The following is a 23,773-nucleotide window of genomic DNA, read 5'->3' on the forward strand; positions in this document are numbered from 1 at the left end:
GCGGGAGTGGGCAGTTGGTTGACTGCTGGCATGGTTGTGGTGAGTGTCGAGCGGGTCGGCTGAGGTATGGCGGGGCAGGCCGACATCTATGACGTGATCCGGCGGCGGCGGGATGTGCGGGCGGAGTTCACCGGGGAGCTCGTCGACGATGCCACGCTGCTGCGGATTCTCGAGGCGGCGCATCGGGCGCCGAGTGTGGGCAATTCGCAGCCGTGGGATTTCGTCGTCGTGCGCGAGCGGGCGACACTGGAGAAGTTCGCCGCACATGTGGCCGAGAAGCGGATCGAATTCCGCGACGCGCTGCCGCCGGAGCGGGCCCGCACCTTCGAGCCGATCAAGATCGAGGGCATCACCGAGAGCGGCACCGGCATCGTCGTCACCCACGACGACAGCCGCGGCGGACCGCAGGTACTCGGCCGTGCGACGGTCCCCGAAACCGGCCTCTACTCCACCATTCTCGCCATCCAGAACCTCTGGCTCGCCGCCACCGCCGAGGTCATCGGCGTCGGCTGGGTCAGCTTCTACGACGCCCCCTTCCTCACCGACCTCATCGCCCTCCCCCCAGGCATCCACCCCGTAGCCTGGCTCTGCATCGGCCCCGTCCACGCCTTCCAAGACGTCCCCGACCTCGAGCGCTTCGGCTGGCGCCCCCGCCGCCCCCTCCCCGAAGCCATCCACTGGGAGCGCTACCGCTCATAACCCAACCCAGCGGCGCCGATGCAGCCGCACCCTCTATTGGCAGACGCACCCCGTGTAGGGCCTGGACGGGGTGCGTTTGCGAAGAAGGGGTGCGGCTGAGGTCAGACTCGTTCGAGGACGGCGGAGGCGCCTATGCCGCCTGCGGCGCAGATGCCCAGGAGGGCGGCGCTTTTGCCGGAGAGGGCCAGTTCATTGGCCATGGTGGTGACCATGCGGGCGCCGGTGGCGCCGAAGGGGTGACCCAGGGAGACCGAGCCGCCGTGGACGTTCAGGATCGCGGGGTCGATCTCGCCGACCGCGGTGTCGCGATCCAGGCGGGTCTTGGCCCACTCGTCGCTGGCGAGCGCGGCCAGCACGGACAGGGTCTGGGCGGCGAAGGCCTCGTGGATATCGACGAAATCGACGTCGGCCAGCGACATTCCGGCCTTGTCGAGGGCGCGCGGCATGGAGATGGCCGGGCCGATCAGGACCTGGTCGGTGGGGTCGACGCTGACATAGGTCCAGGAGCGGAAGGCGGCCAGCGGCGCGAGGCCCAGGGCGCGGGCCTTCTCCTCACTCATCAGCAGCACCGCGGAGGCACCATCGGTGAGCGGGCTGGCATTTCCGGCGGTGACGGTGCCGTCCTTGGCGAAGACCGGCGGCAGCGTGGCCAACTTCTCCACACTGGTGTTGGCCCGGACAAGTCCGTCTCGGCGCACCGATTTCCCTTCGGGCGTCACGACTTCCAGAACCTCGCGGTCGAAACGGCCGGATTCGATGGCCGCGGCGGCCCGGTGATGCGAGCGCGCGGCGAACTCGTCCTGCGCGGCCCGAGTGACGCCGTGAATGCCGGCCATCTTCTCCGCCGACTCCCCCATCACCTCGCCGGTGGTGCGCTCGGCGATCTTGGGCCGGCGCGGCACGATATCGGTGAACGGCGCCAGCTGGGCCACCGCCGACAGATAGTCCTTGGGTTTCGGCTTGCCCAGCGCCAGCGGCGCCGCGGCATGCACCACCTTCTGCGGCAGCTTCACCTCGGCATTGCTGGTGGAATCGCTGCCGCCCGCGATCATGACGTCGTACTCGCCGCGTTCGATGGCGGCCGCCGCCGAGGTGACCGCCTGCAGCCCCGACGCACAGGCCCGCGTCACGGTGTAGCCCTCGCAACCGGGATCGAGCTTCAGATCCAGCGCGATCTCCCGGGCGATATTCGGTGCGGCACTGGGCAGGATCACCCCGCCCCACACGATCGCCTGCACCTCGTCCTTGGGCAACCCGGTCCGCTCCAGCAGTCCGGCCACGGCCGCATCGGCCAGGTCGATGGAATCCATCCGGGTGTAATCGGTGAACGCCCGCACGAACGGGGTGCGCACCCCGGAGACGATCACAGCACGGCGGGTGGTGGCCATGGAGTTGTCCTTTCGAGTGAACCGCTGCTCTCTAACTTACTCTGAAGTAAGAAGAAAATCGATACACCCTGTCACGGACAACGTCGCGAAAGCGGGGGATATCAGGCGACCGGGGCTTATGGTGGAGCCCCGGTCGAGAAGGGGTCCCGGCTACACCGGAATGACGCGAGTCGCGCCGATAAGGTGCCTGCGCCTGCGACTTACGCGAGCCTGATCAGGCCGTAGTCGAAGGCGTGGCGACGGTAGACGACCGACGGTCGGTCGGTCTCCTTGTCCTGGAAAAGGAAGAAATCGTGGCCGACGAGCTCCATCTGATAGAGCGCATCGTCGACGGTCATCGGCGTGGCAGGGTGCACCTTCGTCCGGACGATGTGCCCGGGGCCCGCGTACTCGCTGGGCTCGATGACCTCCTCGGCCTGGCGATCATGGGCCGACTTCGATCCGTTGGACTTCGTGAACAGCGCGTCGTCGATCAGATCGGCGGTGGCCTCGGCCACCGAGACGGGGGTCTTCTCCCCGTAGTGCACTCGCCGCCGGTCCTTGGTCCGGCGCAGGCGACTCTCGAGCTTGTCGACGGCCAGCTCGAGTGCGGCGTAGAAGCTGTCGGCACAGGCCTCGGCGCGCGCGACCGGACCCTTGCCGCGCACCGTGATCTCTACCCGCTGGCAGCTCTTGCGTTGACGGCGATTGCGTTCGTGGAACAGCTCGACGTCGAACAGATAGATCGACGGGTCGAAGCGTTCGAGTCGGGAGAGTTTCTCCGCGACGTGGATGCGGAAATGATCGGGAACCTCGACGTTGCGTCCCTTCACCACGACGTCCGCACGAGGCGTCCTGGGCCGGTCCGCTGCAGGCTGCTCGGCTCCGTTCCGCTCAGGGATGTCGAACGAAGTGCCGTAACGGGCCGAGGGATCTGCTTCTTTCACTGAAGGTCGTGAAGTCGTCACGCGTACCTCCCGGATCTGGCCACACAACCGATTCATGTGCGGCGGGAATCAGCCGTGCCGAGCTGGGGACCGATGCCGGAAACTCGGCACGAAGTCGTCCGAGGCGCCACCTCCAAACTCTCTGGTTCGGGTGTCAGATCGCTCTACTGGCCACGCTATTACGCCAGCGATCCGTCCGCCAGTGTTCACGCAAATTTCTCCGGCTCAGACGGCGGTTGTCACCACAACGGCACGCACGGCTACTCCGGCGCGAGCCAGCGCCCGCACCGACTCGCTCGCGGTGGCTCCGGTGGTGAGCACGTCATCGACCAGCACTACCTCGGCATTCGGGTGCCGCAGGGCATCGGGCAGCGAACCCGCCGACACCCGGATCCGGCCACGTAGATTATGTTTACGGCCACTCACGCCCAACCCCACCGAATCACGCACACCCCGTCGCATCGACAGCGCCGGAGCAACCTGGCAATCAGAGAGCAAACTCCCGGCGATCCGAGCGACCCGGGCCACCGGATCCCCGCCCCGCCGCCGCGCGGCGGGGCGGCGTGTCGGCGCGGGCACCAGCACGAGCAACCTCTCCCGATCCCGTAAGCCATCCAGACCCCTCGCCAGCGCCAGCCCCAACGGCACCGCCAGATCCCGCCGTCCGTACTCCTTGGCCGCGACGACCGCCCGCCGCCCCGCCCCCTCGTACCGCCCCAGCGCCCAGCACGGCACCCCCGGATCGGTGCGTGGACGCACCCGAAACGGCGGTCCCCCAAGACTTCCCGCACAGGCGGCACACCACCCCACCCCGGGTTCCCCACAGCCCCCGCACATCTGCGGCAGGATCAACTCCAGCAGCATGCGAGCAGTATGCCCGCCGCCACCGACACGATCGGCCTAGCCCGGAAGTACCGGCACCGCATTCGGGCCGAGGTTGTAGACCTCCCGCCAGAAGCGCTCGCTGGTCGGTTCGGCGGACTGCAACTGCAGCACCGCGCGGGAGTCGGCGACGTACTGGACATCGGGTGTGGCACTGACGACGCGGACCGGCGGACTGAGGTTCTGCGATGTCATCGGGTTGCGGTCCGAGCCATCGATCCGCACCGTCTGAACGGGTTCGACCAGGCCCTCGCGGGCGAACATGACGGTGTCGGCGCTGTACCAGTCCACCGAGACCACCGGGGTGCTGAGATCGACGGCGACCGGCAGCGGGGAGGTCAGCGCATACTTGCCGCCCGGGCGTGGACTCACCACTGCCGCATACACTTTGCCGCCGGCGATCAGCACGGCCCGGGCACCGGACCGGTCGATCCGCAGATCGGTGATGGGCAATCGCGGCGGAGTTTCGGTGGGGTCGGCCGGCGGCGCGAACAGCTCGGAGGTATCGACCTCCTGCTTCGACACATTGCCCGTGGTGCGGTCGTGGACGACCCGGATCACCCGCTCGCCGTCCACCACCGTCCAGGCGGCACTGCCGTCGGCGGCCCAGGACGGGCGGGTGAACGTGTTGCCCTGCTCGACGGAGATCGCGTCCGCGCCGTCGTAGGTGCCGATCACCAGGGTGCGCGGGGGTTGCGGCGCGGACTGCCCGCTGTCGGCAACCGCCGCGACGAGCTGCCCGTCCGGTGGGAGCGCCACCGACTGCAGATTGTGGACGGTGCCGAAATAGCCTTTGGTAGGCACGATTTCGTTCTTCGTGGTGTCGACCTCGACCAGCGTCCCGTTCTGCACCGCATGCAGGCCGATCCGGTTGCGCGAGTTGGCGGTCGGGTTCATCGCATTGACATCGGCCACCGACCAGCCGGTCGCGGCATACCGTTCATCGAGCGGTTTGCCGTCGGCCAGCAGAACATAGGGCCCGAGAACCTCCGAACCGGAGAGCGTCAGAACCACCTGTGCCGCGAGCAGCTCCTTGCTGTGTTGATCGAGTGCCGACGCACCGGAGAAGTCGATCTGCACGCCACCGGCTCCCACGCCGACACCGTCGGTCTGCCCGTTCGCCTTGGTCACCGGGCCGTGCATGGCCACCGGACCGGACAGCATGTTGCGCACCGCGGGTCGCAACTCCGGCTGCGGTCCCGCGGCGAGCATATTCATCAGCTGCTGGGCGAGCTGATCCTTGCGCTGGGAGACCCAGCGCAGGTCCGGGACCATCGCGGTGCCGGCGGAGTTCGGGTAATACAGGACGCTGCGGCGGTAGTACTTTTCGAAGCTGGTCTTGACGATTGCGACGCCCGGCTGCAGCTGGCTGATGCGCCATTCGCTGCCGACCCTGGTCATCTCGATCTTGACCTCATAGGCACCCGCACTGGCGACGAAGGATCCGTCGGTCCTGATCTCGCCGACCCTGTTCGCCCGAACCTTGTAGGTCGCCGTATCGCCCGAGCGGGACTCGCGCAGCGTGTCGGGCGATTCGATGACCGCGGCGTTGGCGGCATCGTCCCAGGTCGCGGCCTCCGACGGCGTCAGGTACTGCCGCGCTGCCTGGTGGTGGTTGGTCGCATCGGCCGTCGCCTCGAAGAAGTCCCGCAGCAGCAGATCGGGGTCGCGGCCTTGGCGGGGTTCCGGCGGCGCGGTGGATGCGGGTTCGCGGTTGATGGTGCCCAGCGCCTGCGGTGCCGACGAATCGGGCAGGTCGGCACAGCCGGTCAGGGCGAGCAAGCCGGTCAGGACGGCGAAGATCGCGACGCGCAGCCCAGTTTTCCTTCCGAACACGCTCATGGCTTTGTGTCCCCGGTATCGCTGAGTATCGAGTCGTCGGACGGTGCCGCGCCGTTGCCGTCACTGCGCGGCGTACCCCCCAGCACCCTAGGTGAATTCGCCGCCGCACCCTGTTCTTCCACAGATTCGGTTCCGGCGTCGGCCGCAGCCGCCGACTCGCCCGAGGCTGCTGTCCCTGGGCCGACCGAGCTCATCGTCTCCGCTGCGGAGCCACCCTCCGCGGGGGCTTCACCCGACCCGTCGGCACTCGAAACCTCTTCCGGCACAGCGGCTTCCACCACCTGCGCGCGACGCTTCGGCGGTTCCAGCGACAGCGGGCTCGGCCCCATCTTGCGGCCGCGCTGCAGCGGCAGCGTCAAACGGAAGCTGGCGCCCACGCCGAGTTCGCCCCACGCCTCGAGCTTGCCCTCGTGCAGGTTTGCGTCCTCGACGCTGATCGACAGGCCCAATCCGGTGCCGCCGGAGCGGCGCATGCGCGACGGGTCCGACCGCCAGAACCGGTTGAAGACCAGCTTCTCCTCGCCCGGGCGCAGGCCCACGCCCTGGTCGCGGACCACCATCGCCACCGCATTGGCATCCGTGTCGCCGCGCATCCGCAACAACACGGGTTTGCCCTCGCTGTGGTCGATGGCGTTGGCGAGCAGATTGCGCAGCACCCGCTCCACGCGCCGCGGGTCCACCTCGGCCACAAGTGGTTCCTCCGGCAGATCCACCACCACCTCGACACCGGCGTCCTTGGCCAGATGCCGGACCGTGGACAGCGCCGCCCGCGCACACATCCGCACGTCCAGCGATTCCACCTGCAGCTCGGCCACGCCCGCGTCGTGGCGACTGATCTCGAGCAGATCGTTGAGCAGGCTCTCGAATCGGTCCAGTTCGGTGACGAGCAGTTCGGCACTGCGGGCCAGGGCCGGATCCAGATCGTCACTGGACCCGTGGATCAGGTCGGCGGCCATGCGCACGGTGGTCAGCGGGGTGCGCAGCTCGTGGCTGACGTCGGAGGTGAAGCGGCGCTGCAGATTACCGAACTCCTCGAGCTGGGTGATCTGATGCGACAGACTCTCGGCCATATCGTTGAACGATTGCGCCAGTAGGGCCATATCGTCCTCGCCACGGACCAGCATGCGCTCCTTGAGCCGGCCGTCGGCGAACCGCTTGGCGATCCGGGCGGCCGAGCGGATCGGCAGCACCACCTGCCGCGAGACCAGCGCGGCGATGGCGGCCAGCAGTACGAGCAGCACCAGGCCACCGATGAGCATGGTGCCCCGCATCAGCTGCAGGCTGCGATTCTCGTTGGAGAGCGGGAAGATCAAGTAGATCTCGAGGCTCGGGATCTCGGCGCTCGGGCTGCCGATGATCACGGCCGGGCCGCGGTAGCCATCGGCATCCGACACCGTCGTGAACTGGCGGCTGACCTGGCCCTGCTGGACGAACCGGCGCAGTTCGCCGGGAATCTCCTGCATCGAGCCCGTCGCGAGCTCCTGCTGCCCGGCACCCATCATCACCAGCGCGACGTCGTAACTGCCCGCGGCACCGGCGGACTGGGTGCCGTTACCGGTGGACAGGGAGCGCCGGGCATCCTCGAGCCGCGCGCGCTGGGTGCTGGTGTCGTGCGCCCCCGCCATCTGAGATTCCACGGTGTTGCGGGCGCGGCCCATCTCCTCGACGGCCGCGCTGACCTTGGCATCGAGCAGCCTGGTGGTGATCTGATCGGTCAGCACCAGGCCCAGGATGGCGATCACGATGAGCGACAGGGTGACCGTGGAGACCACGACACGCAGCTGCAACGAACGATGCCAGACATGTCCCAGCTCGATACCTACGCCCTTGAGCCAGGACCCGATCGACGCCAGTAACCGCCCTAGGCGGCTTCTGGAGTCAGCGATCACGGCGGTCCGGCCTTGTATCCCACGCCGCGGACGGTGAGCACGATCTCAGGATTCTCCGGATCCTTCTCGACCTTCGCGCGCAATCGCTGCACGTGCACGTTGACCAGGCGGGTGTCGGCGGCATGCCGGTAACCCCACACCTGCTCCAGCAGCACCTCGCGGGTGAAGACCTGACGCGGCTTGCGCGCCAACGCCACCAGCAGGTCGAACTCGAGGGGAGTCAGCGAGATCTGCTGACCACCGCGGGTCACCTTGTGCGCGGGCACGTCGATGACGATATCCGCGATGGACAGCAGCTCCGCCGGTTCCTCCTCGGTGCGGCGCAGGCGGGCGCGCACCCGAGCGACGAGCTCCTTCGGCTTGAACGGCTTGACGATGTAATCGTCGGCGCCCGATTCCAAGCCCAGTACGACGTCGACCGTATCGGTCTTCGCCGTCAGCATCACGATCGGCACGCCGGAATCCGCCCGCAGCACGCGGCATACATCGATGCCGTTCATGCCCGGCAGCATGAGATCCAGCAACACCAGGTCCGGGCGCAGCTCCCGAACCGCGGTGAGCGCCTGCGTGCCGTCGCCGACCACGTGGGGATCGAAACCCTCGCCGCGCAAGACGATCGTGAGCATCTCCGCGAGCGCCATATCGTCGTCGACGACCAGAATCTTCGGCTTCATAACTACTATGGTGTCATCTCTCCGGCTCGGAACGGGCAACCACGCCAACACTGGTACATTACCGACGCACATCCAACCCTATAGGGAAATCTTTTCGGATAGGCGCGCGGCAAGCGTTGCCGGATCGTCATGCGGCCGGTGGACCCACCACCGCCCGTGCCAATGCGATTCGGCCAATACACGATAGACCGCGGCGGTCCGTTCCTGTAGCCCCCTGTCGCGTTCGTAGGCATCCAGTGCACGAGCGGCGTCGAGTTCCTCGCGGCGGCGCGCGCGTTCGGCGGCGAGTTCGATCGGCACATCCAGCAGCACCTGCAGATCGGGCACCGGCAATTCGAACCGGCCGAATTCCAATTCGGCGATCCAAGTGGCGATTTCACCGTCGGCAGACTGGTCGGTACGCGCGGCGTTGTAGGCGACATTCGACGCCACATAGCGATCGAGCAGCACAATGTCGTTGTCCACAACCAGCTTCGCCAACTCCTCGCGCGCATCGGCCCGATCCAGCGCGAACAACAGCGCCATGGCATTTACCGAAGCGGCCAGATCCCCGTGCCGGCCGCGCAACGCCTCGGCCGCCAGATCCGCGTGCACCGATCGCCCGTACCGCGGAAACGCCACCGTTTCGACCCGCAGGCCACGCTCCCGCAACCCCCGCACGACGGCCTCGATCAGTGTGCGCTTGCCCGCCCCGTCGAGACCCTCCACGGCCACCAATGCACCCATGGCCGCGAGAGTACCGGCTGCGGGTGACAGGCACCGAAAATAGCCGTCGGATTGCTACCATCCCGCGCATGACATCCTCCCCAGCCGGATCAGCGAAGATGAGGCGCGTAGTCGCCGTCCTCGGCGTCGCGATTGCCGCCGTCGGACTCACCGCCTGCGACAAGAGCTCGGACGACGACAAGGGGGCATCGAGCAGCCCCACCGCCGCCGCGAAGCCGGATCCGAACCGGCCGTTCGATCTGCAGGCGCACCGCGGCGGGCGCGGTATGACCATCGAGGAGTCGCTGCCCGGATTCGCCAAGGCGATCGAATTGGGTGTCAGCACACTGGAACTCGATATCGTGCTGACCAAGGACAAGGTTCCGGTGATCTGGCACGACCCGGAGATCGAGGACGAGAAGTGTTCCGACACCGCCCCGGTCGTCCCGCAGGATCCGCAGTACCCGTATGTCGGCAAGCTGGTGCACAACCTCACCTACGACCAGATCCGCACCCTCGACTGCGGCAAGAAGCTGAAGGGCTTCCCTGCGGCGCAGGAACTTCCGGGTAATAAGATTGCCACCCTCCCCCAGCTGTTCGATCTGGTGAAGTCCTATCCCGGCGCCGTCGAGGGCCTGCGCTACAACATCGAAACCAAGATCGAGGCCGAGGATCCGGAGGAGTCGGCCACCCCGCAGGAGTTCGTCGACGTCATCCTGGCGGCGGTGAACGATGCGGGCGTCACCGGCAAGGTGGCGATCCAAAGCTTCGACTGGCGCTCGTTGCCGCTGGTGAAGGCCAAGGATCCGGCCGTCCCCACGGTGGCGCTCTACGACGACTCCACCTTCAAGGCGGGCAGCAAGTGGCTGGGCCCGATCAAGTACGAGGACCACGCGGGTGATCCCCTGGCCGCGATCAAGGCGCTGGGCGCGGACATCTCCTCACCGGCGTACCTGAATCCCTCGGACAGCGACGCCGAGCTGGGCGACCCGGGCGTCACCCTGACCACCACCACCGAGTACGTGAACAAGGCACACGAACTCGGCCTGAAGGTCATCCCGTGGACGGTCAACGACAATCAGGCCATCTCGCAGGTGATCGATCAGGGCGTGGACGGCATCATCACCGACTACCCCAACCGGGCGCGAGAAGTGGTAAAGGAGAAGGGAATGCCGCTTCCCAAGGGGTATACGAAGTAGGTTGCGTAGGGCCCCGTCGTCACGGCCCTGGGGGCCGTGACGACGGGGAATGAATAAGGGGCTCCGCCGACGACGAATAGGCGACGGCCCGCTTTGTCCCCCGCCACGCGGCCTGGCCGACGTCGTTCCCCGCCGCACGACCCAGCCGTCCTCGTTGCCCTGTCGCCACGGCCCTAGGGGGCCGAGGCGACAGGAAATGAATAACGGGCTCCGCCGACAAGGAATAGGCGAGGGCCCCTTCTCGTCCCCGCCGCACGCGGCAGCCGCCCTCATTTCCCCGCCGCACGGCCCCCCAGGGCCGTGCGGCGGGGATCTATGTCAGTAGCGGTAGTGCTCCGGCTTGAACGGGCCCTCGACGTCTACGCCGATGTATTCGGCCTGGTCCTTGGTCAGCTTGGTCAGGGTGCCGCCCAGGGCCTCGACGTGGATCTTGGCGACCTTCTCGTCGAGGACCTTGGGGAGGCGGTAGACCTCGTTGTCGTATTCGTCGGGCTTGGTCCACAGCTCGATCTGGGCGATGACCTGGTTGGAGAAGGAGTTCGACATCACGAACGACGGGTGGCCGGTGGCGTTGCCCAGGTTGAGCAGGCGGCCCTCGGACAGCACGATGATGGACTTGCCGGACTCCTTGAAGGTCCACAGGTCGACCTGCGGCTTGATGTTGGTCCGGGTGGCGCCGGAGCGCTCCAGGCCGGCCATATCGATCTCGTTGTCGAAGTGGCCGATATTGCCCAGGATGGCCTGGTCCTTCATCGCCTTCATGTGGTCGAGGGTGATGATGTCCTTGTTGCCGGTCGCGGTGACCACGATGTCGGCGTCGCCGATGGCCTGCTCCACGGTGACCACGTCGAAGCCGTCCATCAGCGCCTGCAGCGCGTTGATCGGGTCCACCTCGGTGACCTGCACGCGGGCACCCTGACCGGCCAGCGACTCCGCACAGCCCTTGCCGACGTCGCCGTAACCGCAGATCAGCACCTTCTTACCGCCGATCAGCACGTCGGTGCCGCGGTTGATGCCGTCGATGAGCGAGTGGCGGGTGCCGTACTTGTTGTCGAACTTGCTCTTGGTGACCGAGTCGTTGACGTTGATGGCCGGGAAGGTCAGCTCGCCCGCGGCCGCGAACTGGTACAGCCGCAGCACGCCGGTGGTGGTCTCCTCGGTGACACCGCGCACCGAATCCGCGATCTTGGTCCACTTGCCCTTGTCGGTCTCGAACCGCTGCCGCAGCAGGTTCAGGAACACCGTGTACTCGGCGGAATGGTTCTCGTCCTCCGGCGGCACCACACCGGCCTTCTCGAACTGGGCGCCGCGCAGCACCAGCATGGTGGCGTCACCGCCGTCGTCGAGAACCATGTTCGCCGGCTCGTCCGGCCAGGTCAGCATCTGCTCGGCGGCCCACCAGTACTCCTCGAGGGTCTCGCCCTTCCAGGCGAACACCGACACACCCTTGGGCTCCTCGACGGTGCCGTGCGGGCCGACGACCACCGCCGCGGCGGCGTGATCCTGGGTCGAGAAGATATTGCAGGACGCCCAACGCACCTGTGCACCCAGCGAGACCAGGGTCTCGATCAGCACCGCGGTCTGCACGGTCATGTGCAGCGACCCGGAGATGCGAGCGCCCTTCAGCGGCTGCACCTCCGCATATTCGCGGCGCAGTGCCATCAGACCGGGCATCTCGTGTTCGGCGAGCCGGATCTCCTTACGGCCGAACTCGGCCAGCGACAGGTCCGCCACCTTGAAATCGATCCCATTGCGGTGGTCGGCAGTCATCTTGCTGCTCACTGCGGTTGTCATCTGCCTCTCCTGGTCGGCGTGTACGTGAAGAGACTAATACCAATTGTGCGTACACGGTACGCATGGGGAGATTTGCGCAGTTTCAACCGCGTTACGTCACACCCGGCCGGTCTCTCGGCGCTACGCCACAGGCCGTGCTCAGGCCGGTGCCGCCTCCCCATAGGTGGCCAAAATGCGCTTGCGCTTACGCGGGGCGATATTGGCCTTGCTCACGTCTCCCTCGTAGTGGGCCAGGACCAACGGGTCCATGATGTGGCGCCACAGCGGGGGAATCGCCGCCAGCAGGATCATCGTGGCATAACCGGCCGGAAGTTGCGGGGCCTCCTGGGAGCTGCGCAGGGTCTGGTAACGGCGCCCCGGATTGGCGTGGTGGTCGCTGTGGCGCTGCAGATGGAACAGGAAGATGTTGGTGACCAGGCGGTCACTGTTCCAGCTGTCGGCCGGTGAGCAGCGGGCCCACATTCCGTTGGGCCGCTTGCGCCGCAGCAGTCCGTAATGCTCGACGTAGTTCACCGTCTCCAGCAGCGCCGCGCCGATCACCGCCTGCAGCAGCAGATACGGCAGCATCCTCGGACCGTGGACGATCAGCAGCGCCGCGTACAGCACCAGCGTCATCGACCACGCCTGCAGGATGTGGTTGTGGATGCTCCACCATCGAAAACCCTTGCGCCGCAGGCGCTCTTGCTCCAACCGCAGCGCCGAGCGGAACCCGCCGAGCACACTGCGCGGCAGGAACTCCCACAGCGACTCCCCCAGCCGGGCGCTGGCCGGATCCTCCGGAGTGGCCACCCGGACATGGTGTCCCTTGTTGTGTTCGACGAAGAAATGACCGTAACCCGATTGCGCCAGGGCGATTTTCGCCAGCCACCGCTCCATGTGCTCGACCCGATGCCCGAGCTCGTGGGCGGCGTTGATGCCGATGCCGCTGACGAAGCCGAGAGTGGCGGCCAGCCCCAGTTTGTCGACGACGCTCAGCTCGTCACCGGCCCACATGTAGGCCGCGATCCACAACCCGATCAGCTGAATCGGTAGGAAGAGATAGGTACACCACCGGTAGTACCGGTCATTGGAGAGCAGCTCGTAGTCCTCGTCGCGCGGATTGGTGCCGTCCTCCCCCACCACCCAGTCCAATACCGGGATCACGATCAGAACGATGATCGGCCCGATCCACCAGAACACCGGAAATCCGGTGTGCAGGACCAATTGGGAAGGCAGCAACGCACAACCCGGAGCTATCAACCCCAGCACCCACAGGTGCCGTTTGGGGTCAGGCGAACCCGAGCGTTTGCCTACCGTTTGCACGTTTGCCCCGCTAAAAAATACCCTGGAACTATCGCCAGTAGATCTGTCCCGACTTTACGCCCGTTACACCCGGCCGGACTGGCCAAACGTGGTAACCGTTACATACTTTCAGGCTTCCTTTTAAGCTGCTCCACATGTGATAACCGTCACGGCACACGGCAGGCTAACGGTCACCGGACGCGAGGCCGCACCGTGGTGCCGCGCGTCGCCCACCCCTCGCGAGATCAACGACGCTGCCCAGTTGCCGACGAGCATCCGCACCGCCGTTGGCACAATTGTTATACAGCCCAACACGATCCGGAAACAGCTGGTCACTTTCGCCACACATAACGCACCTGCGGCCTGCCCGCACGCCCGTAGTCGGTGTGTCGATCCACCACCCCGTCGTCGGCCAGCCGCTCCAGATACCGCCACGCGGTGACCCGTGAGACCCCCACCGCCCGACCGGCTTCGGTGGCCGACAGACCGCCCTCTGCGGCCCGCACCGCGCGAGAGACCTCCTCGAGGGTATGCGGTGCAATACCTTTCGGAGCGACCGCCTTGGGGTCGGCGGTGCGCAGGGCGCCGAAGGCCCGGTCGATATCGTGCTGGGTGACGGCGACCGCGTCGGCGGCCAGTGCGGCGCGGAACTCCCGATACCGCTCGAGCTTGTCGCGGAAGGCCGCGAACGTGAACGGTTTCAGCAGATACAGCGCCACCCCGTGGGCGACGGCGGCCCGCACCATCTCCAGATCCCGGGCCGAGGTGATGGCGATGACGTCGGGCCGCGGCCGCAGTCGCGCCAGCGCCGCGGTCACCTCGAGCCCCGTCATATCGGGCAGCCCGATATCCATGAGCACCAACTCGATCGGTGCGCGCGCCTCGACCGCCTGCGCCGCCGCGCGCAGCGCCTCCCGACCGGTGTGGGCGACCGCTACGGGGGTGAAGCCCGCCACCCGCTGCACATACGAGTGATGCGCCGCGGCGATGCGCGGTTCGTCCTCCACGATCAACACCCGGATCGCGTCGCGCGATTCACTCACCGCGCCCTCCCGGGGCGTCGCGGGATCCGCACCACCACGGCCGCTTCGGGCGTGCGCTCGGCGTGCAGGGTGCCGCCGTAGCGGGCCACCAGCCGCCGCACCAGCGCCAGCCCCAGGCCCTGGTGGTCGGTCTTGGTCGAGTAGCCGCGTTCCATGGCGCGGGTGAACACCTCCTCCGACATCCCAGCGCCACTGTCGGCTACCCGGAGATACAGCTGCGAATCGTCTTGGCGCACGGTGACTTCCACCCAGGCGTCCGGACTCTGGGCGACGGCGTCCAGGGCGTTGTCGACGAGATTGCCGACCAGGGTGACCATTTCGTGCGCGCTCAGCGGTGCGGTGGAGTCCAGGGCGGTGTCCTCGGCGACGGTCAGCTCCACCCCCCGTTCGAGCGCCTGATCCACCTTGCCCAGCAGCAGTGCCGCCAGAGCGGGCTCCTGCACGGCGCCGGTGAGCCGATCGATCAGGGCCTGCGACAACCGCAGTTCGGCGGTCGCGAACTCCACCGCCTCGCGCGGGCGGCCCAGTTCCACCAGCGTGATCACGGTGTGCAGCCGGTTGGCCGACTCGTGCGCCTGGGCGCGCAGGGAGTCGGCCAGTCCGCGCATGGAATTCAATTCGCCCATCATGTCCCGCAATTCGGTGTGGTCGCGCACGGTGAGCACGGTGCCGAGAGGATGTCCCGACCAGGTGACCACGTCCTGATTCACCACCAGCACGCGTTCGGCGGTCACGTGCATCTCGTCGCGGATGACGTTCATGCCCAGCCGTCGCAGCGAGACCGGCAGATCGGTGCGGCGCACGGGTCCGTCGGGCAGTTCCAGCAGCCGGCGGGCCTGATCGTTGACGACCGCGGCCTCGTCGGAGTCCCGATCGAAGACCACCAGTCCCTCGTGGATCGAATGCAGGACGGCGTCGTGATGTTCGTAGAGTGCGCGCAGCTGCGCGGGCGCCAGGCCGTGGGTCTGCCGCAGCAGCCGCCGCCGCAACGCCAGCGCCCCCAGCACCGCCAGCAGCAGGCCCGCACCGGCGGCGCCCAGGATCAGCGGCAGCTGCTCGAGCACCTGGTCTCCGATGGCGGCGCGAGTGACGCCCACCGAGACCAACGCGATGATGCCGCCGCCCATCTCGTCGCGGACCGGGGTCACCACCCGGATGGACGGTCCCAGGGTTCCGGTGTAGGTCTCGGTGAACGTCTCTCCCCGCAGGGCGCGATAGATATTGCCGCTGAAGTGCTTTCCGATACGGTCCGGCTGGGTGTGGGTGTAGCGGGTGCGATCGGGAGCCATCACCACGATGAAATCCACGTGGGTCTGCTTGCGGATGCGCTCGGTGACCGGTTGCAGCAGCGCGGTCGGATCGGGACTGTGCACCGCCTCCACCGTCGAGGGCGCCTGCGCGACGGCGATGGCGATACCGGTGACCCGGTCGCGGGTGGCGTCGTCCTGGTCGCGGCGCACCTGCCACACCGCCAGCGTCGCGCCGATCCCGATCACCGCGGCCAGCACGAGTATCTGCACCAGGAACACCTGTCCGGCCAGGGTCATACCCCGGCCACGGCGTGTGCGAAAGCCGAGCACACTGTCCTCCCGGTGAACGAAATGTACGCAATAGTGACCGTCGTCACCGTAGCCGCCATGATTTCGGACGAACGCGTGGCCCAGGTCACGCCAGGCAGGACCCGGAGGCAGTAACCCGAATGACCGACACGACCGAGCGGCGGCAGAAGCGCGACCGCACCCACTGGCTCTACCTGGCCGTCATCGTGGCCGTGGTGGCGGGTGTGATCGTGGGCCTGCTGGCGCCGGGATTCGGTAAGTCGGTGGGCGAGCTCGGGACGATGTTCGTCAACCTGATCAAGATGATGATCGCCCCGGTCATCTTCTGCACGATCGTGCTCGGGATCGGGTCGGTGCGGGCGGCGTCGCGGGTCGGCAAGGTCGGCGGTCTGGCGGTCGTCTACTTCCTGGCCATGTCGACGGCGGCGCTGGGGATCGGCCTGGTGGTCGGCAATCTGCTGGAGCCGGGCAGCGGGCTGAATATCGCCGAGCATGCCAAGGATGTCGACAAGTTCACCGACCAAGCCGAGAAGGCGGGCGGCACCTGGGAGTTCCTGCACGGCATCGTCCCGGACTCCCTGCTCTCCTCGCTGACCTCGGGCAGCGTGCTGCAGGCTCTGTTCGTGGCGCTGCTGGCGGGATTCGCCATCCAGGCCATGGGCAGGACCGGTGAGCCGATTCTGCGCGCCGTGGAACTGATCCAGAAGCTGGTGTTCCGCATCCTGGTCATGATCCTGTGGCTGGCGCCGATCGGCGCATTCGGCGCGATCGCCAATGTGGTGGCACGCACCGGCTGGGACGCGGTGGAACAGCTTGCGCTGCTGATGATCGCGTTCTACCTCACCTGTGTGGTGTTCATCTTCGGCGTGCTGGGCGTGATGATGAGGGTCGCGTCCGGCGTGTCGATCTTCAAACTGGTCCGGTATCTGGCCCGCGAATATCTGCTCATCGTCTCCACCTCGTCGTCGGAGTCGGCGCTGCCGCGACTGATCGCGAAGATGGAGCATATGGGCGTGGAGCGGACCACGGTGGGCATCGTGGTGCCGACCGGCTACTCGTTCAATCTGGACGGCACGGCGATCTACCTGACGATGGCGTCGCTGTTCGTCGCCGATGCGATGGGTAAGCCGATGTCGATCGGCGAGCAGCTCGGACTGCTGGCCTTCATGATCATCGCGTCCAAGGGTGCGGCCGGTGTCACGGGTGCCGGGCTGGCCACCCTGGCCGGTGGCCTGCAGAGCCACCGCCCCGACCTGCTGAACGGCGTCGGCCTGATCGTCGGCATCGACCGATTCATGTCCGAGGCGCGCGCGCTCACCAACTTCTCCGGCAATGCCGTCGCCACCGTGCTGATCGGCACCTGGACCAAGACCATCGACCCCGACCGGGTGCGCTCGGTCCTCAACCGCGAACTGCCCTTCGACGAAACCACGATGGTCGACGACCATCCCTCCACTCCACCACCTCCGCCGGAGAAATCCTCCGGCAATGAAAAAGACCTGGTCCCGGCCTGATACCCGCCTTGTTCCCAGGGCCGGGCCCAGCGCGCCGGTGCGCCTCCGCTCAACACCCCCGGGCGGACTGCGCACCGGCGCCTCCATATTCAGGCGCCTTCAAAGTCAACGGAGAAGGACGTCCGCGTTCTCGGGGAGGGCGTCGACGGGCCACCAGCGCAGGTCTATCGATTCCGCGCTGCGTTGGGGGACGGCGTCTTTCGGCGCCTTGATCTTGAACAGCAGATCCAGGTGGCGGGTGGGAACCCCGAGCGAGCAGGTGATGGGATGGGCCTGGGCCGCATAGAGGCCGGGTTCGACGCGGAGATCGATCAGGCCGGACTCCTCGGTGGCCTCGCGCAGCGCCGCCGAGACCACGGTGTCGTCGGATTCCTCGCAGTGGCCGCCGAGTTGAATCCAGCGGCCCACCCGCGGGTGCAGGGTGAGCAGGACCTCGCGCTCGTCGTGGGAGAACACCACCGCCGAGGCGGTGATGTGCCCGGGGGCGTGCTCACGCAGGCAACCGCGGGGGGCCGAGTCCAGGAAGGCCAGCATGGCCTGCCGCAGGGACTGCTCCGAACCCGTTGCGGGAGACCAGGCCTCGAGCAATACCCGCGCCGACTCGTGCAACGATTCCGCGCTCATACCGTCCTTTCCTCGACCTACAGCTCGATCAGGCCCACATCCGGCTCCCGCGGCTCGCGCGGGGCCAGCTCCTCGGTCGGATAGCCGACGGCGATGGCGCCCAAGGGATTCCAGTCCTCGGCCAGGCCGAGCACCTCCCGGGTGATCTCGGGCGCGAAGATGGTCGACCCGATCCAGCAGCTGCCGACACCGCGGGTGGCCAGTGCCACCAGCAGTCCCTGCACCGCCGCGCCGACCGCGACGGTGAACATCGTCGACTCGGCGGCCCGGCGACGCCGGTCCGGATAGTCGTGGGCGCCGTCGGGCACGCAGAACGGGATGATCACTTCCGGGGCGTCGAACAGAATGCGGCCCCGGCCGATTCGCCGCTCCACCCGCTCGGCCGACAGCCCGTCGCCGGACAGATCGGCACGCCACTTGTCGGCCATCGTGTCGAGCAGCCGCTGCCGCAGGGCCCGATCTCGCACCCAGACGAACCGCACCGGACGCGTGTGATGGGGTGCGGGAGCGGTCAGCGCCACCGACACCGATTCGCGGATCAGCTCGGGATCGACCGGGGTATCGGCGAACTGCCGCACCGACCGCCGCATCAGCAGCGCCTCGCGCCGGCCGCGCTCGATCGCCTCGTCCGTGCCGAGCCAGAACAGGTCCTCGTCTCCGCGGCGCAGCAGATCCGCCGCCCGCGAACCGTCGTCGTACGGATCGAGCCCCCGCACCACCGCCACGGGGACGCCGCCGAGCTTGCCCTTCACCAGATCGGCGGCGGCGGCCAGCTCGTCGGCCACGGCGACCTGGGTGACCTGCAATTCGTTGCCCTGTCCGTCGACCGTGCCCCCGTAGTCGTGCACGACACGCAATCCGGCCGCACCGATGGCGGCATCGGTCTGCCCGATCCGCCAGGCCCGGCCCATGGTGTCGGTGATCACCACCGCGACGTCGACACCCAGCCGCGCCGACAGCGCGGTGCGCAACGCCTTGGCGCTGCCATCGGGATCGGTGGGCAGCAGCACCAATTCGCCCTGCTCGACATTGGAGCCGTCGACACCCGATGCGGCCTGCACGACACCGATCTTGTTCTCGGTGATCAGGGTGCGGCCCTTGCGTGCCAGGACCCGCACCGCCTCGGCGCGGACCAGCTCCCGCCGCAGCGCATCGCGCTCGTCGGGATCGGCCGGTGCGGGAACGACGCGGCCCTCCGCCTTGGCGACGATCTTGCTGGTGACCACCAGCACGTCCCCGTTCTCCAGCCAGGGCGCCTGTGCCGCAAGGTGTTCGGCGATATCGTCGCCGGGCCGGAACTCCGGCAGGCCGGGCACCGGGATGATGCGCAACTCCCCGCCGGGCGCGTGGTCGGGGCTCACGGCTTCACCCCCGCGAGATCCAAAGCCTCACGCACCATTTCGGCGGTCGCGGCCGGATCGGTCATCAGCAGCGGCACGCTGCGCACCTCCACCCCCGGCACGTCGGCGGTATCGGTGGAGTGCACCAGCCAGCCGTCCAGGATGCCGGTGTCCGAGCGCGCGCCGAAGTGCCGTCCGATCGCCTCGGCCGAGGTTTCCACCCCTATGACCGACAGGCACTCATCGGCCATGCCGCGCAGCGCTTTTCCGTCGATCACCGGCGAGAGACCGATCACCTTGCCCCTACTCGTCCGCAATGCCCCACGAATTCCGGGCACCGACAGGATGGCGCCGATGCTCACGACAGGGTTTGATGGAGCCAGCAGCACCACGTCCGCGTCCTCTATGATTTCCGTCACACCTGGGCCCGGCTGGGCCTGATCCGCCCCGATTGTGACGAATCCATGGGTCTCGACGTTCGCGCGATAGCGTACCCACCACTCTTGAAAATGAATCGCGCGGCGTTCGCCAGGGTTCTCGGGGTCACTGATGACGACATGTGTTTCACATCTGTCGTCGGTTGCCGGAACCAGTTTCACCCCCGGTTGCCACCTGTTGCACAGCGCTTCGGTGACCGCCGAGAGCGGGTATCCGGCCCGCAACATTTCGCTACGGACGAGGTGAGTGGCGATATCCCGATCGCCGAGTCCGAACCAATCCGGCTTGGCATGGTATTTCGCCAGCTCCTCCTTGGCGGCCCAGGTTTCGCCCCGCCGGCCCCAGCCGCGTTCGGGATCAATACCTCCGCCAAGGGTATACATGCAGGTGTCCAGGTCGGGGCAGATGCGCAGGCCGTGCATCCAGACGTCGTCGCCGACGTTCACGATGGCCGAAACGTCCGCCTCGGGCAGCAGTTCGCGCACACCCAGCAGGAAGCGCGCACCACCGACTCCACCCACCAGCACGGCAATGCGCGGGCCCGTGCCGGGCGCGATGTCCGCTCGTTCTCCACTCACATCCGCACAGCCTATGCGGTGATGCGGCGGTCATGCCCCCGACCATATTTGCTGGTCATTTGCTACTTCGGGTTACCGAACCGCGTCGAAGTCGGCGGCGGATAGTAACGGAATTGTGTCGGCAGCTTGACCATCACCGCGTCCGGCGTGTCTAATCACAGGCATGTCATTCCGGGCCTGCGCGAGAGTGCAAGGCACAGGCCGGATTTCGAACGGATGTTCGTATCGGGGTGACAAGCTCGGGGATGTCCGCGGGACTACGTCGCGGTGTTGGGCCGTCGGTGGGCAGATGAGGTCCGACGGATAAATCATTCTGCGCTAACACACAGTGAGGAGGCGGAGCGATGGCCGAGGAGCTGGCCCCGTCGGGCAATCCGGGCGGTGTATCGCAAACCGATTCCACAGCAGGCGCAGCACCTGGCGTCTGTGCTGACAGCGTGAACGAGGAACGAGAGGGGGGAAGCGCGGTGACAACCGGAGCGGCATCGGACAGTTCGACACAGCAGGGAGGGCAGTGGGCACGAACGCAACGCAAGCCCGAACCGCCCAAACTGAGCCTCATCGTCACCGACTTCGATGCCATGTTCGACACGATCGAGGAACAGTGGCAGGAACGGGCCCTGTGCGCCCAGACGGATCCGGAGGCGTTCTTCCCCGAGAAGGGCGGCTCGACCCGAGAGGCGAAGCGGATCTGCATGGGCTGCGAGGTCCGCGACGAATGCCTGGAATACGCACTGGCCCACGATGAGCGCTTCGGCATCTGGGGCGGCCTATCCGAACGGGAGCGCCGCCGCCTGAAGCGAGGCATCAGCTAGCCGGGAGCCCGGGGAAACCCAGGCTCCCGCGGTTTTTTCCGGGGTATCAGGGCTCTTCGGGATCGATGACGTCCGGGTCGACGCCGAGATAGGTGGCGATCTGTTGGACGAGGACCTCGCGCAGGAGGTCCACCAGGTCGTCCGGGTCGTTACCCCCGCGCAGTTCGAGCGGCATGCGGAACAGCACGACCCGGGCCCGCGTCGCGGCACCGTGCCGGTCCACTCCGGCCGGGATCAGCCGCGACAGCGGGACCGGGCCGTCGGCCACGACCTCCTCCGGCCAGGTCACCGAATCCGGGTGCAGCGGACGGATTTTCGGAACGTCGTCGACGGCGATGTCCAGTTTGGTGAGCCGGTCGTGCCAGCGGCTGTCCAGCGGGGCGAACGCCTCGAGGACCAGTCGGTCGAACTGCTGTCCCCGGGTGCGCCACGCGGGCACGGTCGGCGGCAGCATGGGTCCACGCACCCCACGCCCACGACGAATCACCGACCGCGCGGTAGGCGGCCGCTTCCGTGAACGGGTCATGGATTGAATCTAGTATGTGCCGCCTCCCCCAGCGTCAGGCCGCCCTGCACCGGACCCGGACAGTGACACCGATCCCATCCTGCGTGTCTCTCGGCGCGGGGGCGGCAGGGGGGTTACGCTGCTGGGCGTGATTCCCATGCGTCGTTGCTGCCGCCCAGGCTGCAAGAACCCGGCCGTCGCGACGCTCACGTATGTGTACTCCGATTCGACGGCAGTCGTCGGCCCCCTCGCCACCGTCGCCGAGCCGCACTCCTGGGACCTGTGCGAGACCCATGCGTCCCGGATCACCGCGCCCAAAGGCTGGGATATGGTCCGCCACGAGGGCGGCTTCTCCTCCAGCACCCCGGACGACGACGATCTGACCGCACTGGCCGAGGCCGTCCGGGAGGCCGGAATGCGCCGCCGCACACCGGAACCCGAACAGCGCGGCTACCCCGACCACCCCTCCGCCCCACCCCGCCCGACCCGCACCGGCCGCACGGGCCGCCGCGGCCACCTCCGCGTCCTGCCCGACCCCCCGAATTGACGCTCCCCGCCTCCCCGCATCGCGATCACTGCACGCCGACGGTGAATAATCGGGGACTCGGGAGAGGCTTGTGTCCGGGCCTACTAGGGTGTCCTTTATGACAGTCGCGCGATCTGCCGAGTCGGTACATGCAGTTGTCAAGGCGTACGACGTTCGCGGTGTCGTCGGGGAACAGATCGATGCGGATTTCGTTCGGGACGTGGGCGCTTCGTTCGCGCGGCTGATGCGGGGCGAGGGCGCGACCAGGGCCGTCGTCGGACACGACATGCGCGAATCCTCGCCGGGGCTGGCGGCCGCCTTCGCCGACGGTGTGCTCGCCCAGGGCCTGGACGTGGTGCACATCGGGCTGGCCTCCACCGACGAGCTGTACTTCGCCTCCGGCAGCCTGGCGTGCCCGGGCGCGATGTTCACCGCCAGCCACAACCCGGCCCGCTACAACGGCATCAAGCTCTGCCGGGCCAACGCCCTGCCCGTCGGTCAGGACACCGGGCTGGCGACCATCACCCAGGAGCTGATCGACGGCGTGCCGGACTACGACGGCGCCCCCGGCACGGCCACCGAGCAGAATCTGCTCGAGGCCTACGCCGAATTCCTGCGCGGGCTGGTCGGTTTGAGCGATATCCGTCCGTTGAAGGTCGCCGTGGACGCCGGCAACGGCATGGGCGGCTACACCGTGCCGGCGGTGCTGGGCCCGGTGCCGCAGCTGACCGTCGCGCCGCTGTACTTCGAACTGGACGGCTCGTTCCCCAATCACGAGGCCAATCCGCTGGACCCGAAGAATCTGGTGGACCTGCAGAAGTTCGTCCGCGAAACCGGCGCCGATATCGGCCTGGCCTTCGACGGCGACGCCGACCGCTGTTTCGTGGTGGACGAGAAGGGCGAGCCGGTCTCGCCGTCGGCGATCACCGCGCTGGTCGCCGAGCGGGAGCTGGCCAAGGAACCCGGCGCCACGATCATCCACAACCTGATCACCTCGCGCGCGGTGCCGGAGCTGGTCACCGAACTGGGCGGCACCCCGGTGCGCACCCGGGTCGGGCATTCGTTCATCAAACAGCAGATGGCCGCCACCGGCGCCATCTTCGGCGGCGAGCATTCCGCGCACTACTACTTCCGCGACTTCTGGGGCGCCGACTCCGGCATGCTCGCGGCCCTGCACGTGCTGGCCGCCCTCGGCGAGAAGGACCGGCCCATGTCGGAGCTCGCCTCCTCCTATGCAACATATGCCGCCTCCGGTGAGATCAATTCCACAGTGGCGGATGCGAAGGAGCGGACGATGGCGGTACTCGCGGCATTCGAGGGTAGAGCCAAGGCGGTGGACCGGATGGACGGACTCACCGTGCAGCTGCCCGACGACGCCTGGTTCAACCTGCGCGCCTCGAATACCGAACCGCTGCTGCGCCTCAACGTCGAGGCCCGATCGCAGGAGGATGTAGACGCACTCGTGACCGAGATCCTGAGCATCGTCCGCGGCTGACTGGAATAGTGGAATCACAGAGCTCGGATTCACCCGCCCTGGTGACCCGATGAGGGG

21 protein-coding genes are annotated in these 23,773 nt (G+C 67.4%); 6 read left to right on the plus strand and 15 right to left on the minus strand.

Going from position 1 to position 23,773, the window contains the following annotated elements; translation table 11 throughout:
• The first annotated feature begins 66 nt into the window (after nt 1-66).
• A complete protein-coding gene (gene bluB, locus IU452_RS01370) occupies nt 67-699 on the plus strand; it encodes a 5,6-dimethylbenzimidazole synthase (RefSeq protein WP_195107011.1) in 633 nt (210 codons plus the stop codon).
• A 101-nt stretch (nt 700-800) separates the two neighbouring features.
• On the opposite strand, the gene IU452_RS01375 is transcribed toward bluB, so the two are convergent.
• The 7 genes from IU452_RS01375 to IU452_RS01405 form a co-directional block, all read right to left on the minus strand.
• Nucleotides 801-2,087: an acetyl-CoA C-acyltransferase gene (locus IU452_RS01375; RefSeq protein ID WP_195107012.1), complete on the minus strand. Its 1,287-nt coding sequence runs from the start codon at nt 2,085-2,087 to the stop codon at nt 801-803.
• Nucleotides 2,088-2,287: 200 nt separating this feature from the next.
• Nucleotides 2,288-3,070, minus strand: a complete 783-nt coding sequence (hpf, locus tag IU452_RS01380) for a ribosome hibernation-promoting factor, HPF/YfiA family (RefSeq protein ID WP_195107013.1) — start codon at nt 3,068-3,070, stop codon at nt 2,288-2,290.
• 168 nt (nt 3,071-3,238) lie between these two features.
• The gene (locus IU452_RS01385) at nt 3,239-3,877 is read right to left on the minus strand and encodes a ComF family protein (RefSeq protein WP_195107014.1); all 639 of its coding nucleotides are present in this window, start codon (nt 3,875-3,877) and stop codon (nt 3,239-3,241) included.
• Between the two features lie 36 nt (nt 3,878-3,913).
• The gene (lpqB, locus tag IU452_RS01390; protein ID WP_195107015.1) at nt 3,914-5,737 is read right to left on the minus strand and encodes an MtrAB system accessory lipoprotein LpqB; all 1,824 of its coding nucleotides are present in this window, start codon (nt 5,735-5,737) and stop codon (nt 3,914-3,916) included.
• A complete protein-coding gene (gene mtrB, locus IU452_RS01395; protein ID WP_228816428.1) occupies nt 5,734-7,590 on the minus strand; it encodes an MtrAB system histidine kinase MtrB in 1,857 nt (618 codons plus the stop codon). Before mtrB ends, lpqB begins: the two co-directional genes overlap by 4 nt.
• Nucleotides 7,591-7,622: 32 nt before the next feature.
• On the minus strand, nt 7,623-8,300 hold the full coding sequence (mtrA, locus tag IU452_RS01400) for an MtrAB system response regulator MtrA (protein WP_062507888.1): 678 nt from the start codon (nt 8,298-8,300) through the stop codon (nt 7,623-7,625).
• 78 nt (nt 8,301-8,378) lie between these two features.
• Nucleotides 8,379-9,026, minus strand: coding sequence for a dTMP kinase (locus IU452_RS01405; protein ID WP_195107017.1), 648 nt, complete (start codon nt 9,024-9,026; stop codon nt 8,379-8,381).
• 98 nt (nt 9,027-9,124) lie between these two features.
• On the opposite strand from IU452_RS01405, the gene IU452_RS01410 reads away from it, so the two are divergent.
• Nucleotides 9,125-10,204 carry a glycerophosphodiester phosphodiesterase gene (locus IU452_RS01410; RefSeq protein ID WP_195107461.1) on the plus strand — a complete coding sequence of 360 codons (1,080 nt, stop codon included), beginning with the start codon at nt 9,125-9,127 and terminating at the stop codon, nt 10,202-10,204.
• A gap of 318 nt (nt 10,205-10,522) precedes the next feature.
• On the opposite strand, the gene ahcY is transcribed toward IU452_RS01410, so the two are convergent.
• The 4 genes from ahcY to IU452_RS01430 form a co-directional block, all read right to left on the minus strand.
• Complete coding sequence (gene ahcY, locus IU452_RS01415; protein WP_195107018.1) at nt 10,523-11,998, minus strand: adenosylhomocysteinase; 1,476 nt, start codon at nt 11,996-11,998, stop codon at nt 10,523-10,525.
• A 138-nt stretch (nt 11,999-12,136) separates the two neighbouring features.
• Nucleotides 12,137-13,216: an alkane 1-monooxygenase gene (locus IU452_RS01420; RefSeq protein ID WP_228816265.1), complete on the minus strand. Its 1,080-nt coding sequence runs from the start codon at nt 13,214-13,216 to the stop codon at nt 12,137-12,139.
• Nucleotides 13,217-13,611: 395 nt separating this feature from the next.
• Nucleotides 13,612-14,322, minus strand: coding sequence for a response regulator (locus IU452_RS01425; RefSeq protein WP_324192383.1), 711 nt, complete (start codon nt 14,320-14,322; stop codon nt 13,612-13,614).
• Nucleotides 14,319-15,869, minus strand: coding sequence for a sensor histidine kinase (locus tag IU452_RS01430; protein WP_195107020.1), 1,551 nt, complete (start codon nt 15,867-15,869; stop codon nt 14,319-14,321). The genes IU452_RS01425 and IU452_RS01430 overlap by 4 nt, the downstream gene beginning before the upstream one ends.
• 152 nt (nt 15,870-16,021) lie before the next feature.
• Between IU452_RS01430 and IU452_RS01435 the strand changes: the two genes are divergently transcribed.
• Nucleotides 16,022-17,395, plus strand: a complete 1,374-nt coding sequence (locus tag IU452_RS01435) for a cation:dicarboxylate symporter family transporter (RefSeq protein ID WP_195107021.1) — start codon at nt 16,022-16,024, stop codon at nt 17,393-17,395.
• Nucleotides 17,396-17,500: 105 nt separating this feature from the next.
• Here IU452_RS01435 and IU452_RS01440 read toward each other — a convergent pair whose 3' ends face one another.
• From IU452_RS01440 to cofD, 3 genes are read right to left on the minus strand one after another with little or no spacing between them, the layout of a single operon-like run.
• Complete coding sequence (locus tag IU452_RS01440) at nt 17,501-18,019, minus strand: NUDIX hydrolase (RefSeq protein ID WP_195107022.1); 519 nt, start codon at nt 18,017-18,019, stop codon at nt 17,501-17,503.
• A 17-nt stretch (nt 18,020-18,036) separates the two neighbouring features.
• Nucleotides 18,037-19,380: a coenzyme F420-0:L-glutamate ligase gene (locus IU452_RS01445; protein ID WP_195107023.1), complete on the minus strand. Its 1,344-nt coding sequence runs from the start codon at nt 19,378-19,380 to the stop codon at nt 18,037-18,039.
• The gene (cofD, locus tag IU452_RS01450; RefSeq protein WP_195107463.1) at nt 19,377-20,354 is read right to left on the minus strand and encodes a 2-phospho-L-lactate transferase; all 978 of its coding nucleotides are present in this window, start codon (nt 20,352-20,354) and stop codon (nt 19,377-19,379) included. The genes IU452_RS01445 and cofD overlap by 4 nt, the downstream gene beginning before the upstream one ends.
• 602 nt (nt 20,355-20,956) lie before the next feature.
• On the opposite strand from cofD, the gene IU452_RS01455 reads away from it, so the two are divergent.
• Nucleotides 20,957-21,190: a WhiB family transcriptional regulator gene (locus IU452_RS01455; RefSeq protein WP_030515006.1), complete on the plus strand. Its 234-nt coding sequence runs from the start codon at nt 20,957-20,959 to the stop codon at nt 21,188-21,190.
• 46 nt (nt 21,191-21,236) lie between these two features.
• Here the strand turns inward: IU452_RS01455 and IU452_RS01460 are convergent, their stop codons facing one another.
• Entirely contained in the window at nt 21,237-21,716 is a 480-nt protein-coding gene (locus IU452_RS01460; protein WP_195107024.1) for a metallopeptidase family protein, read from the minus strand.
• 136 nt (nt 21,717-21,852) lie between these two features.
• Here IU452_RS01460 and IU452_RS01465 point away from each other — a divergent pair, with 136 nt between their 5' ends.
• On the plus strand, nt 21,853-22,242 hold the full coding sequence (locus IU452_RS01465; protein ID WP_228816440.1) for a DUF3499 domain-containing protein: 390 nt from the start codon (nt 21,853-21,855) through the stop codon (nt 22,240-22,242).
• 97 nt (nt 22,243-22,339) lie between these two features.
• Nucleotides 22,340-23,716, plus strand: a complete 1,377-nt coding sequence (locus IU452_RS01470) for a phosphomannomutase/phosphoglucomutase (RefSeq protein WP_195107026.1) — start codon at nt 22,340-22,342, stop codon at nt 23,714-23,716.
• Nucleotides 23,717-23,773: the final 57 nt, after the last annotated feature.

The sequence above is a fragment of the Nocardia transvalensis genome (assembly GCF_015477765.1).
GTDB lineage: Bacteria > Actinomycetota > Actinomycetes > Mycobacteriales > Mycobacteriaceae > Nocardia > Nocardia transvalensis_A.